Genomic DNA, 12343 nt, shown 5'->3' on the forward strand with positions numbered 1-12343 from the left:
CCGTGCCGCTGGTCGAGGTCACCCTGGTCGAGGGGCGCACGCCCGCGCAGCTGCGCGGGCTCATCTCCCGGCTCACCGACGCGGTCGAGGCGGCGATCGACGCGCCGAGGGAGAGCATCCGGGTGGTCGTCCGTGAGGTCCCGGCCACCCACTGGGCGGCCGGCGACGTCACGATCGCGGAACGCAGGAAGGAATGAAGATGTTCATCCCGCACGTCATCGACGGCGAGCCGGTGGAGTCCGCCTCCGGTGCGCGGTTCGACACGGTCGACCCGCACACCCGCGAGCCGTGGGCGCAGGTCGCGCTCGGCGGCGCCGAGGACGCGGCCCGCGCGGTCGCGGCCGCCCGCCGGGCGTTCGACGAGGGGCCGTGGCCCCGGATGGGCTACGCCGAGCGCGGCGCGATCCTGCACCGCCTGGCCGACCTCATCGAGGCCCACGGCGACGAGCTGGCCGCAGCCGACACCGCCGACATGGGCAAGCCGCTGCGCGACAGCCGCGGCAACGACGTGCCCCGCTCGGCGCTGAACTTCCGGTTCTTCGCCGACCACGCCCGCCTCGCCACCGGCGACGCGCTGCCGATGGACTCCGGCCACCACGCGTACACCCGCTTCGAACCGGCCGGCGTCGTCGCCGCGATCGCGCCGTGGAACTTCCCGCTCATGCTGGAGACCTGGAAGGTCGCGCCGGCGCTGGCCTGGGGCAACACGGTGGTGCTCAAGCCCGCCGAGGACACCCCGGCCTCGGCGGCGATCCTGGCCCGGCTGGGGCTGGAGGCCGGCCTGCCGCCCGGCGTACTCAACGTGGTGCACGGCTACGGCCCCGACTCCGCCGGCCAGGCCCTCACCGAGGACCCGCGGGTCGACCGCATCACGTTCACCGGCGAGTCCGGCACCGGCCGGGCCATCTCGCGCGCCGCCGCGGCCAACCTGACGCCGGTGAGCCTCGAGCTGGGCGGCAAGGGCGCCAACCTGGTCTTCGCCGACGCCGACCTGCAGACCGCCGTCTCCTGGTCGATCCGCGCGATCTTCTCCAACGCCGGCCAGGTGTGCCTCGCCGGCAGCCGCCTCTACGTCCAGCGGGCCGTCTACGACGAGTTCCTGGAGCGCTTCGCCGCCGCCGCGGAGGCGCTGACCGTCGGCGACCCGCGCGACCCGGCGACCGACGTCGGGCCGCTCGCCTCGCACGAGCACTACCGCAAGGTGCGCGGCTACGTCGAGGGCGTCGAGGCCGACGGCGGCAAGCTGCGCACCGGCGGCCTCGGCGACGGCTGGGTGGTGCGCCCCACCATCGTGGTCGACGCCCCCGTCTCGGCGCGGGTGTACCGCGAAGAGATCTTCGGCCCGGTCGTGGTCGTCCGGCCCTTCGACACCGAGGCCGAGGCGGTCGCGCTGGCCAACGACACTCCCTACGGGCTCAACGCCATGCTGTTCACCGAGAACCTCAGCCGCGCCCACCGCGTGGCCGCCGCCCTCAAGGCCGGCACCGTGTGGGCGAACTGCTTCTTCATCCGCGACCTCCGCGCGCCCTTCGGCGGGGTCGGCGACTCCGGCGTCGGCCGCGAGGGCGGCGACTTCAGCCGCGACTTCTTCACCGAGCCCAAGGCCGTGGTCATGGCGATCGCCCCGGGGCCGGCATGACGACCGTCGACGCCGGCCGCGAGGCCGGCACGAGCGTGGTGGCCGGCGGCATCGCCACCAACTACCACGACCTGGGCAGCGGCGACCCGGTCCTGCTCATCCACGGCTCCGGCCCGGGCGTGTCCGCGTGGGCGAACTGGCGGCTCACGCTGCCGGTCCTCGCCGAGCGGTACCGGGTGATCGCGCCCGACGTCGTCGGGTTCGGCTACACCGCGGCACCGGCCGGCTTCCGCTACGGCCGCGACGCCTGGTCCGCGCACCTGCTCGCGTTCCTCGACGCCCTGGGGCTGGAGCGGGTCAGCGTCGTGGGCAACAGCTTCGGCGGCGCGCTGGCGCTGGCCCTCGCCCACGAACACCCCGACCGGGTCGCCAAGCTGGTGCTCATGGGCAGCGTGGGGCTCTCGTTCCCGCTGACGCCGGGCCTGGACGCGGTGTGGGGCTTCGAGCCGTCGCCGGCCGGGATGCGCCGGCTCATGGAGCTGTTCGTCTACGACCCCGCCGGACTGACCGACGAGCTCGCCGAGCTGCGCTACCGGGCCGCGACCCGGCCCGGCGTCGCCGAGTCGTTCGCCGCGATGTTCCCGGCGCCCCGCCAGCGGTGGGTCGACGCGCTGGCCCTGGACGAGGAGCAGGTCCGCGGCCTGCGGCACGAGACGCTGGTCGTGCACGGCCGCGACGACCGGGTGATCCCGCTCGCGGTGTCGCTGCGGCTGGCGAGCCTCATCGAGCGCAGCGACCTGCACGTCTTCGGCCGCTGCGGGCACTGGGTGCAGATCGAGGCGCACGAGCGGTTCACCCGGCTCGTCGGGGACTTCCTGGCCGCCGGCTGACCCCCGGCGGCTCAGCCCTGCTGCTGGGTGGGGCGGACCAGCATCTCGTTGACCGCCATGTGCCGGGGCCGGGTCACGATGTAGGCGATCGTGTCGGCGATGTCCTCGGCCTGCAGCCGCTCGACGCCCACCCAGCGCTGCTGGAGAGTCTCGAGGACCTCGGGCCGGTTGTGGCCGGCCAGCTCGGTCTCGACCGCGCCCGGCTCGACCAGCGAGACCCGCACGAACCGCCCCGTGACCTCCTGCCGCAGGGCCTCGCTGAACGCGCCGACGCCGTGCTTGGTGGCGTTGTACACCGCGCTGCCGACGCGGGCGACCCGCCCGGCGACCGAGCTGACGTTGACCATGTCGGCGACCTCGCGCGGCCCGGACCCGGCGGCCTCCAGCAGGTGCGGCAGGGCGGCGCGGGCGCAGTACAGCAGCCCCATCAGGTTGATGGAGACCATCCGCTCCCACTCCTCGACCGGCGCCTCGAGCGCCGGGCCGAGCAGCATCACCCCGGCGTTGTTGACCAGCGTGTCGAGCCGCCCGAGCTCGGCGACCGCCTGCCCGACCGCGTCCTCGGCCTGCGCCCGCTCGGTCACGTCGGCGGCGATGACCAGCGCCTGCCCGCCCCCGGCCTCGACCCGCTTCGCGAGGTCGGCGAGCCGGTCGGCCCGGCGGGCCGCGAGCGCCACGGCGGCGCCGCGCGAGGCCAGGGCGAGGGCGGCGGCCTCACCGATGCCGCTGGACGCGCCGGTGACCAGCGCGACGGTCCCATCCAGAGATCCCATACGCCGAACCCTACACACGGCACGGCGAAGCCCGGGACGCTGGCGTCCCGGGCCTTGCGGAAGGTGTTGCGGATGACCGCCCATCAGATGAGCCAGCGGTTCTTCCGGACGATGGGGAGTTTGGCCCACCAGCGGCCGAGGCCCCAGGTGTGGCCGGCGTAGGCGGCGGCCAGGACGATGAGCACGAGGGCGTAGATGACGTGGTAGTCGGTGAGCGGGTCGGTGGAGCCGGTCGGGGCGCCCTTCGCGGTGTGCTGAGCCAAGGGGAACTCCGCCAGCCACATGCCGGCCATGATGAGGGTGCCGGAGGCGGCGGCGACGCGCAGGCCGATGCCGGCGATGAGGGCGAGGCCGACGCCGAGCATGCCGAGCATGAACAGCCAGTTGGCGTACCAGGTGCCGGCGATGGTGTGGAAGAAGCCTTGCAGGGGTCCGGCGTCGACGTTGGCGAGGAAGCCCTTGGTGGGGTTGCCGCCGTTGATCCAGGCTTTGGCTTCGGGGGTGGAGTAGCCCAGGCCGAAGGTCTTGTCGAGGAAGGCCCAGAGGAACAGGAAGCCGGTGGCGTAGCGCAGCACGGCGAGGGCCTTGGCGGCGGTCTTGGTGAGCATGCTGCCCGGGGCTTCGACGCGCTCGAGGGTGCTGGCCTGGTGGATGTGTGCGGTGCTCATGTCCGGCCTCCTGCCGTTTCTCTCTGACGCATTCATCGTCATCCGCGGGGCGCACCGGCCGCCGGTGCCGAACCTCCCCAACCGGCCGGGACCGACGTCCCCTCCTCGGCGGGACCACGGCCCCGCGCGGCCGCGCGCTGCGCGGCGATCCCGGCGCGCAGCTCCGGATCGCTCATGACCAGGTACACCAGCCCGCAGTCCTGCGGGCCGGTCGCGCCGGGCTGGCACAGCGTGCACGGCTCGCCGGGCCGGACCGGGCAACGCGGCTCCGGCAGCCGCGATCGACGTTCACTCACGCCGCAACCGTCGTCCCGGCGGCGCGGCACCGGTCAGGGCCGAACGTCCTCACCCGGCCGGGTTTCGGCGCCCGCGCGCCGGGAGTCAGCAAGGCGCTCGCCCTGCCCGCGGACCCGCACCGCCTGTCACGGTCGTCGGCTCAGATCGTGACACTGTCACAGTTCGGCGCGCGGCGATCGTGACACTGTCACAGTTCGGCGCGCGGCCATCGTGACACCGTCACAGTTCGGCGCGCGGCCATCGTGACACCGTCACAGTTCGGCGCGCGGCCATCGTGACACCGTCACAGTTCGGCGTGCGGCGATCGTGACACTGTCACGGTTGGAGTTGGAGTCGGGTCGGGTCGGTGGCGCTGTGACGCTGTCGCCGGCAGGGCGTCTAGGCTGGTCGCGGCGCTGTCTGGGGCGCGGCCGGAACGCTTCTCGACACTGTCACTGTCACTGTCACTGTCACTGTCACTGTCGTCGTCGGCGTGGGCATCGTGACACTGTCACGGTCTTCGGCTCCGATCGTGACAGTGTCACGGTTCGGCGTGCGGGCATCGTGACACTGTCACGGTCTTCGGCTCTGACCGTGACACTGTCACGGTCCTAGTGTGGGCATCGTGACACTGTCACGGTCGGGGTCGGGGTCGGTGGCGCTTGTGACGCTGTCGTGGGCGGGATGTCGGTGCTGGTCGCGGCGCTGTCTGGGTGCGGCCGGGACGCTTCGTGACACTGTCACGGTCGTAGGCTCTGACCGTGACACTGTCACGGTCCTGGTGTGGGCATCGTGACACTGTCACGGTCGGCGCCCGATGCGGCGGGCCGCTGGCTGCAGCGGTCATAAGTCTCCGCGATCATGATGGACCCGTTGCGTGCACCACGGGTTTGCCATGATCGCGGAGACAATGTGTACCCATAGGTACAATATGGTTCCACGATCATGAGAAACCCGTGGTGTCGGAGCGGACGCGAGCATGATCGCGGAGACTATAGTGCCGACATAGTGCCGTCCCGGACCGGGCAAGGGGCGATGCACGGCTCCCTGACCCTGCTGCGCCGGGTGGAGGCGATCGACGGCCTGGGTCGCGGTGCTGCTCGACCTGCGCGCCGACCTGCGCCGCCGCCCCGGCGGTGAGCTGCTCGACCACGGCGCCGGCCTTCGCCGCCGTCCCGGCGGCGAACTGCTCGACCACGGCGCCGGACTGCGCGGCCGCCTGCTCGGCTCGCCGGCGGTGGCCGAGGCCGCGATCACGCTCGTGGCGTCGGCCGGCCCCGGCGGTCCGCGGTCACCCGCCCAGCAGCCGGTACACCAGGAACGCCGGCCACACCAGTGACTTCAGGATGGCGACGACCACGGCCCAGAACCCGTGCGCCGCCTGCACGTAGTACACCAGCGCACCGATGAACCCCAGGAAATACGCGGCGCCGCCGCCGCCCCGGCCGGTCCGGACGATCGTCTTGGTCCTTGCCCTCGGCTCGCTCACGTCGCCCCGCCCTTCAGCCGGTCTTCCCGGCCGGCTGGGCCTCGAGCTCGGCCGGCTCGGCGCCGATGCGCTCGGCTGGCTCGGCGCCGATACCCTGCTCGATCGCGGGCCGGTTGCACCGCGTCGCCGCGGCCACCAGGCCCACGACCCCGGCCGCCAGCGTGATGCCGACGCCGGCCAGGATCCACTTGGTCGCGTGTCCCTTCATGACCATCGTGACCTCCCTCCCGCCGTGTTGCCCTCACTGTGACGCCGGCCTGGCGGTGCCGGCACGGCCGAAGGACCCACCGCGCCGGACTCTTCGGCCCGCGGGGCGAGCCTTTCCGCTCACCCGCGTTTGAGCGGGCGGGGAGCGGGCACGGGGCGCTCATGCCGGGGAAGGACCAGCGGGGCGTGGTGCGGGCGCTGCTCGACGCGCACGGGCGCGGCTACGCCGAGGAGGCCGGGATCAAGCTCGCCGACAAGCCGGGGCCGCTCTACCAGCTGCAGGTGCTGGCCACGCTGCTCAGCGCCCGGATCTCGGCGCAGATCGCGGTCGCGGCGGCGCGGGAGCTGTTCGCGGCCGGCTACCGCACGCCGGCCCGGATGCTCGGCGCGAGCTGGCAGGACCGGGTCGACGCGCTCGGCCGCGGCCACTACCGGCGCTACGACGAGCGTACGGCCACGCTGCTCGGCGACGCCGCCCGGCTGTGCCAGGACCGGTGGCGCGGCGACCTGCGGCGGCTGCACGCCGAGGGCGGCGCCGACGCGAAGCGGCTTCAGCGGCTGCTCACCGAGTTCCCGGGCATCGGGCCGACCGGCGCCGACATCTTCCTGCGCGAGGTCCAGGGCGTGTGGCCGGACATCGCGCCCTTCGCCGACGCCAAGGTGCTCGACGGCGCCAAGCGGCTCGGGCTGCCCACCGCGGCCGGCGACCTCGCCGCGCTGGCCCCCGCCGGGCAGCTGCCGAACCTGCTGTCCGCCCTGGTGCGGGTCGGGCGGGACCGCAAGGCGGCCGAGGCGATCGCGGGCTGAGCCGCTACCCGTCGGCGACCTCGGGGTGCACGTCGTCGAAGACCGGGCGGTTCGAGCGGATGCGCGGCAGCCGGGTGAAGTTGTGCCGGGGCGGCGGGCAGGTGGTGGCCCACTCCAGCGAGTTGGTGTACCCCCAGGGGTCGTTGCCCTCGACCCGCCGGCCGAAGCGGTAGGACGACCACAGGTTGTACAGCAGCGGCAGCATCGCGATGCCCAGGATCAACGCGCCGATGCTGGAGATGGTGTTGTACAGCGTGAAGCCGTCGCTGGCCAGGTAGTCGGCGTAGCGGCGGGGCATGCCCTGGGCGCCGAGCCAGTGCTGCACGAGGAACGTGGTGTGGAAGCCCACGAAGGTCAGCCAGAAATGCGCCTTGCCGAGCCGCTCGTTCAGCATCCGGCCGGTGATCTTGGGAAACCAGAAGTACATCCCGCCGAACGCGGCGAAGACGATCGTGCCGAACAGCACGTAGTGCATGTGGGCGACGACGAAGTAGGTGTCGCTGACGTGGAAGTCCAGCGGCGGCGAGGCGAGCAGCACGCCGGACAGGCCGCCGAAGAGGAACGTGACCAGGAAGCCGAGCGCCCACAGCATCGGCGTCTGGAAGGTCAGCTGGCCGTGCCACATCGTGCCGATCCAGTTGAAGAACTTGATGCCGGTGGGCACGGCGATGAGGTACGACAGGAACGAGAAGAACGGCAGGAGCACCTGCCCGGTGACGAACATGTGGTGCGCCCACACGCTCATGGACAGCACGGCGATCGCGATCGTGGCGGCGACCAGGCCCTTGTAGCCGAAAATGGGCCGGCGCGAGAACACCGGCAGGATCTCGGTGATGATGCCGAAGAACGGCAAGGCCACGATGTACACCTCGGGATGACCGAAGAACCAGAACAGGTGCTGCCACAGGATCGGCCCGCCGTTGGCGGCGTCGTAGACGTGGGCGCCGAGCTTGCGGTCCGCCTCCAGCACCAGCAGCGCGGCGGTGAGCACCGGGAACGCCATCAGGACCATCAGCGCGGTGACGAAGATGTTCCAGGTGAGGATCGGCATGCGGAACATCGTCATGCCGGGGGCCCGCAGCGTGATGACGGTGGTGATCATGTTGACCGCGGCGAGGACGGTGCCGGCGCCGGAGACGGTCAGGCCCATCACCCACAGGTCGGCGCCGGCGCCCGGCTCGTTGACCTGGCTGTTGAGCGGGGCGTAGGCGAACCAGCCGAACGACGCGGCGCCGTCCGGCGTGGCGAACCCGGACACGGTGATGAGGCCGCCGGAGAGGTAGAGCCAGTAGGCCAGGGCGTTGAGCCGGGGGAAGGCGACGTCGGCGGCGCCGATCTGCATCGGCACGAGGTAGTTGCCGAAGCCGAAGAGCAGCGGGGTGGCGAACAGCAGCAGCATGATGGCGCCGTGCATGGTGAACAGCTGGTTGTACTGCTCGGTGGACAGGAACTGCAGGCCCGGCCGGGCCAGCTCGGCCCGCATGAGCAGGGCCAGCAGGCCGCCGAGGATGAAGAAGCCGAACGACGTGACGAAGTACATCACGCCGATCTGCTTGGCGTCGGTGACGGACAGCAGCGCGACGATCCGGCCGCCCGGCGGCACCCGGCGCACCGGGCCGGGCAGCGCCGGCGTGTGCACCGGGTCGACGGGCAGCACCGTGCGGTCAGTCATCGACGCTCTCCCGCTTCTGTTCCGGCGGCTCGATCGCCGCTTGCTTCGGCGGTTCGATCGCGACCGGGCCCGGCGGTTCGATCGCGCGCCAGAAGCCGCGCGGTGTCGGCGGCAGGGCGCCGAGCCGTTTCATCCGCTTCGGTACGACCCAGCCCGTGTACGGCAGCGGGAGCCGGTCGACCGGGCCGAGCGGCTGCTCGATCTCCCGGTACTCCCCGTCCGGCGTGCGGATGATCAGCCCGGTCTCCACGCCGTGGGCGAGCCGCTGACGGTCCTGCTGCTGGAAGCCCAGGCACAGCCGCCGGGTGAGGTAGAACGCCAGCGGCGGCAGCACCACCGCGCCGATCCGCCCGCCCCAGATCATCGCGTTGAGGCTGATCGAGAACTTGTCGGCGATCAGGTCATTCGCCGCCGACGCGGTCATGACCAGGAAGAACGTCATGGCCATGGCGCCGGTCGCGGTGCGGGCCGGCGCGTCGCGGGGCCGTTGCAACAGGTTGTTGTAGCCCGGCCCGCGGTGCCGCCGGCCACTGGCGAACGGGTACGCCATGGCCAGCATCGTCATCAGGCCGGGCAGCACGACGCCGGGCCAGAAGACCGGCGACAGGGTGTAGCCGAACGCGCGCAGCTCCCACGGTGGCATGAGCCGCAGGGCGCCGTCGAGGAACATGACGTACCAGTCGGGCTGGCTCGCCGACGACACCACCGCGGCCTGGTAGGGCCCGAACAGCCAGATCGGGTTGATCTGCACCAGCCCGCCCAGCGCGGCCAGCACCGCGAAGAGCAGCACGGCGAGGCCGGTCGAGCGGGCGGCGAACCCCGGCACCATCCGTTCCCCGACGACGTTGCCGTTGGTGTGGCCCGGGCGCGGCCACTGGGTGTGCTTCTGCTTCACCACCAGGCCCAGGTGAACGCTGATCAGCAGCAGCAGCGCCCCCGGCACCAGCAGCACGTGGGCGATGTACAGCCGGCCGATGATCAGCTCGCCCGGGAACTCGCCGCCGAAGAGCGCGTTGGACAGCCAGGTCCCGGCGATCGGGATCGACAGCACGATGGACGCCGCGATGCGCAGGCCGGTGCCGGACAGCCCGTCGTCGGGCAGCGAGTAGCCGGCGAACCCCTCGATGAAGGCCAGCCAGAACATCAGCAGGCCGATCGTCCAGTTGACCTCGCGCGGCCTGCGGAACGCGCCGGTCAGGAAGATCCGGCCCATGTGCACCACGATCGCGGCCACGAACAGGTCCGCCGCCCAGTGGTGGATCTGGCGCATCAGCAGCCCGCCGCGGATGTCGAAGCTGATCCGCAGCGTCGAGTCGTAGGCGGCGGACATCGGCATGCCACGCAGCGGGAGGTAGGCGCCGTCGTAGTACACCTGCCGCATCGACGGGTCGAAGAACAGCGCCAGGACCGTGCCGGTCAGCACCAGCATCACGAACGAGTAGAGGGCCAGCTCGCCGAGCATGAACGACCAGTGGTCCGGGAAGACCTTGTGCAGCGCCGAGCGCAGCGGCGTGGCCAGCTGGAACCGCTCGTCGAGGCCCTGCGCGGCGGCGTCGGCGCGCCGCCGCCGCCTCACCGCGACTCCGACGCGCCGGCGTAGAACTCGAACGCCAGCCCGGCCGTGGTGACCAGCAGGGCGATCCCGCCGGCGCCGAGCAGCCACCACTGGCTCATCGCGATCCCGACCGCGCCGGCCGCCACCGACAGGGCGATGCCGACCTGCCAGAACCCGTTCGGGGCGAAGAACCCGACCGGGCCGGCCCCGTCGGCGATCTCGGCGCCGGGCCGGTCCTCCGGCCGCGGCGGGATGCGCCGGGACACCAGCCAGCAGTAGACGGCGCAGAGCAGGCTGAGCACGCCGGACAGCCCGAGCGCCAGCGTGCCGGCGAACTCCGGATGGGGCCCGACGATGCCCGTCCACCAGAAATAGACCGCCGCCGCGGCCAGCAGCAGCCCGGCGATCAGGCCGAACACCTTGAACTCCGTGCGCACGGTCGCCACATATCCCGCCGCCGGGCGTCCAAACAGCACATCTCCGGTTCGGGTCAGGGCGCGGGCCGGACGGGGGCCCGCCCGAGCACCGCCCGCGGCCACGGCAGGCCGTAGCGCCGGCCGCGCAGCACCTGCCGCCAGGCGGCGGCCACCTCCTCGACCAGCAGCGCGGGGACGGTCAGCGACAGCGCGGCGGAGAGCAGGCACAGGGTGCAGAACGCGCTGACGACGAACGCCTGCAGCGCGAGCAGCCCGAGCGCGGTCAGCGCCATCGCCGTCGCGAGCAGCCCGAGCAGCAGCACCAGCCACGGCCGGCGCCGCCACCGCCCGGTGCCGCCGGTCAGCTCCAGGACCAGCTCCAGCAGGTACGCGACGGCGCCGAGGGCGGCGTCGCGCACCGGCAGCGCCCGGGAGAACGCCGAGTTCAGCACCCGCGCGCTGCCGTCGCCGAACCACGGCTCCCACACCGGCCCGGTCAGCCCGTACTGGTAGGCGGCCAGCCGGAAGGAGACCAGCAGCCCGGCGAACGCGAGCACCGCGACGGCCAGCCGGCGGGGCCAGGCCGACGGTCCCTCGACGGCGCGCCGCCACCAGGCCGGCACCCAGGTCGTGCGCCGATAGAGCCGCCGGCCGCTCGGCATGCGTTACTTGCCGCGGGCCCGGCGGGTGCGGCCGGCGTTGGCCTGCTTGATCGCGCCGACCAGGTCGTTCTTGGTCATGCGCCACCGGCCGTGGATGTTGAGCTCCTTCGCCACCTCCATGAGGTGTTCCTTACTGGCGTTGGCGTCGACGCCGCCGGCCGTGCGGGCCCGGGTGTTGCGGCCGCCGGCCGCCTTGGCGTCGCTGGGGCCCTTCGACTCCTTGGCCCGCCAGCGGTCGCCGATCCTCTCGAACGAGTGCTTGACCGCGGCGAACGCGGTGCGATGGGCGCGGTCACCCTCGCCGTACCGCTCGACCGCCGCGTCATGGGCCTTGACGTACGTCTCCTGCGCCTTGCGCGGCGACCGCTTCAGGGTCGCGGGTATGTCGTTGCGTGCAGGCATGACAAACCTCCTGAACAGATCACCCTGCAAACTGCCCGCTGCGCGCCCGGGTAAACGAACGCGTCCCCCGGCCGGCGGGCATGATGGTGAGATGGCCCGGGTACTGATCACCGGCTCCACCGACGGGCTCGGCCTGATGGCCGCCGAACTGCTCGCCGGGCAGGGGCACGCGGTGACCCTGCACGCCCGCACCGAGCAACGGGCCGCGGACGTCCGCAACGAGCTGCCCGGCGCGGAGGGCATCGTGGTCGGCGACCTGTCCTCGATCGCCGAGACCAGGTCCGTCGCCGCGCAGGCCAACGGTTCGGGCCGCTTCGACGCCGTGATCCACAACGCCGGCGTCGGCTACCGCGAGGCGCGCCGGGTCGAGACCGCCGACGGGCTGGCCCACCTCTTCGCGGTCAACGTCCTCGCGCCGTACCTGCTCACCGCCCTGATCACGCCGCCGGACCGGCTGGTGTACCTGTCCTCCGGCATGCACCAGGGCGGCTCGGCCGACCTGAGCGACCCGCAGTGGCGGGACCGGCGCTGGAACGCCTCCCAGGCCTACAGCGACAGCAAGCTGTTCGATCTGCTGCTCGCCTTCGGCGTCGCCCGCCACTGGCCCGCCGTGCGATCCAACGCGCTCGAGCCCGGCTGGGTGGCCACCAAGATGGGCGGCCCGGGCGCCCCCGACGACCTGTACAAGGCCCACCTGACCCAGGCCTGGCTGGCCGTCTCCGACGACCCGGCCGCCGCGGTCACCGGCCGGTACTTCTACCACCAGCGGGAGCTGCGCCCGTCCGCGGCGGCCAACGACGTCGCCGCCCAGAACGCGCTGCTGGACTACTGCGCCGGCCTGACCGGCACGCCCCTGCCCGACCCGCCGGCGTAGGCGCGCACCGGCGTGCCGCTACGCCGGCACCTTTCGCGACGAACTCCGTGGTGCTGGTGAGCTGGGCGACGGC

At 72.6% G+C, this 12343-nt stretch carries 16 protein-coding genes; 6 read left to right on the forward strand and 10 right to left on the reverse strand.

The window, feature by feature from the left end; all coding sequences use genetic code 11:
- The first annotated feature begins 2 nt into the window (after window positions 1-2).
- Genes ACQPXD_RS24595 through ACQPXD_RS24605 form a run of 3 tightly spaced genes read left to right on the forward strand, consistent with a single transcriptional unit; the run spans window position 3 to window position 2469 of the window.
- Window positions 3-197: a tautomerase family protein gene (locus ACQPXD_RS24595; RefSeq protein WP_432842379.1), complete on the forward strand. Its 195-nt coding sequence runs from the start codon at window positions 3-5 to the stop codon at window positions 195-197.
- A gap of 2 nt (window positions 198-199) precedes the next feature.
- Window positions 200-1639: an aldehyde dehydrogenase gene (locus tag ACQPXD_RS24600; protein WP_432842381.1), complete on the forward strand. Its 1440-nt coding sequence runs from the start codon at window positions 200-202 to the stop codon at window positions 1637-1639.
- A complete protein-coding gene (locus ACQPXD_RS24605) occupies window positions 1636-2469 on the forward strand; it encodes an alpha/beta fold hydrolase (RefSeq protein ID WP_432842383.1) in 834 nt (277 codons plus the stop codon). The genes ACQPXD_RS24600 and ACQPXD_RS24605 overlap by 4 nt, the downstream gene beginning before the upstream one ends.
- Before the next feature lie 11 nt (window positions 2470-2480).
- On the opposite strand, the gene ACQPXD_RS24610 is transcribed toward ACQPXD_RS24605, so the two are convergent.
- The 3 genes from ACQPXD_RS24610 to ACQPXD_RS24620 form a co-directional block, all read right to left on the reverse strand.
- Window positions 2481-3242, reverse strand: coding sequence for an SDR family NAD(P)-dependent oxidoreductase (locus ACQPXD_RS24610; protein ID WP_432842385.1), 762 nt, complete (start codon window positions 3240-3242; stop codon window positions 2481-2483).
- 83 nt (window positions 3243-3325) lie between these two features.
- Entirely contained in the window at window positions 3326-3910 is a 585-nt protein-coding gene (locus ACQPXD_RS24615) for a hypothetical protein (RefSeq protein WP_432842387.1), read from the reverse strand.
- Window positions 3911-3948: 38 nt separating this feature from the next.
- A complete protein-coding gene (locus ACQPXD_RS24620; protein ID WP_432842389.1) occupies window positions 3949-4206 on the reverse strand; it encodes a DUF6767 domain-containing protein in 258 nt (85 codons plus the stop codon).
- Window positions 4207-5279: 1073 nt separating this feature from the next.
- On the opposite strand from ACQPXD_RS24620, the gene ACQPXD_RS24625 reads away from it, so the two are divergent.
- Window positions 5280-5525, forward strand: coding sequence for a hypothetical protein (locus tag ACQPXD_RS24625; protein WP_432842391.1), 246 nt, complete (start codon window positions 5280-5282; stop codon window positions 5523-5525).
- On the opposite strand, the gene ACQPXD_RS24630 is transcribed toward ACQPXD_RS24625, so the two are convergent.
- Together ACQPXD_RS24630 and ACQPXD_RS24635 are read right to left on the reverse strand one after the other, a co-directional pair.
- Complete coding sequence (locus ACQPXD_RS24630) at window positions 5478-5675, reverse strand: hypothetical protein (protein ID WP_432842393.1); 198 nt, start codon at window positions 5673-5675, stop codon at window positions 5478-5480. The two genes, ACQPXD_RS24625 and ACQPXD_RS24630, sit on opposite strands and share 48 nt — an antisense overlap.
- Window positions 5676-5688: 13 nt before the next feature.
- Window positions 5689-5889: a hypothetical protein gene (locus tag ACQPXD_RS24635; RefSeq protein WP_432842395.1), complete on the reverse strand. Its 201-nt coding sequence runs from the start codon at window positions 5887-5889 to the stop codon at window positions 5689-5691.
- A gap of 155 nt (window positions 5890-6044) precedes the next feature.
- Here ACQPXD_RS24635 and ACQPXD_RS24640 point away from each other — a divergent pair, with 155 nt between their 5' ends.
- Complete coding sequence (locus ACQPXD_RS24640) at window positions 6045-6689, forward strand: hypothetical protein (RefSeq protein WP_432842397.1); 645 nt, start codon at window positions 6045-6047, stop codon at window positions 6687-6689.
- 4 nt (window positions 6690-6693) lie between these two features.
- Here ACQPXD_RS24640 and ctaD read toward each other — a convergent pair whose 3' ends face one another.
- Genes ctaD through ACQPXD_RS24665 form a run of 5 tightly spaced genes read right to left on the reverse strand, consistent with a single transcriptional unit; the run spans window position 6694 to window position 11396 of the window.
- A complete protein-coding gene (gene ctaD, locus ACQPXD_RS24645; RefSeq protein WP_432842399.1) occupies window positions 6694-8361 on the reverse strand; it encodes an aa3-type cytochrome oxidase subunit I in 1668 nt (555 codons plus the stop codon).
- The gene (qcrB, locus tag ACQPXD_RS24650; RefSeq protein WP_432842401.1) at window positions 8354-9937 is read right to left on the reverse strand and encodes a cytochrome bc1 complex cytochrome b subunit; all 1584 of its coding nucleotides are present in this window, start codon (window positions 9935-9937) and stop codon (window positions 8354-8356) included. Before qcrB ends, ctaD begins: the two co-directional genes overlap by 8 nt.
- Entirely contained in the window at window positions 9934-10353 is a 420-nt protein-coding gene (ctaF, locus tag ACQPXD_RS24655) for an aa3-type cytochrome oxidase subunit IV (RefSeq protein ID WP_432842403.1), read from the reverse strand. Before ctaF ends, qcrB begins: the two co-directional genes overlap by 4 nt.
- A gap of 53 nt (window positions 10354-10406) precedes the next feature.
- Window positions 10407-10994 carry a vitamin K epoxide reductase family protein gene (locus ACQPXD_RS24660; protein WP_432842405.1) on the reverse strand — a complete coding sequence of 196 codons (588 nt, stop codon included), beginning with the start codon at window positions 10992-10994 and terminating at the stop codon, window positions 10407-10409.
- A 3-nt stretch (window positions 10995-10997) separates the two neighbouring features.
- Window positions 10998-11396 (reverse strand): ChaB family protein, encoded by a 399-nt coding sequence (locus tag ACQPXD_RS24665; RefSeq protein WP_432842407.1) that lies wholly within the window; start codon window positions 11394-11396, stop codon window positions 10998-11000.
- A 91-nt stretch (window positions 11397-11487) separates the two neighbouring features.
- Between ACQPXD_RS24665 and ACQPXD_RS24670 the strand changes: the two genes are divergently transcribed.
- Window positions 11488-12270 (forward strand): SDR family NAD(P)-dependent oxidoreductase, encoded by a 783-nt coding sequence (locus ACQPXD_RS24670; RefSeq protein ID WP_432842409.1) that lies wholly within the window; start codon window positions 11488-11490, stop codon window positions 12268-12270.
- Window positions 12271-12343 lie beyond the last annotated feature (73 nt).

Origin of the sequence: Dactylosporangium sp. CA-092794, from assembly GCF_050948465.1 — a bacterium.
Lineage (GTDB): Bacteria > Actinomycetota > Actinomycetes > Mycobacteriales > Micromonosporaceae > Dactylosporangium.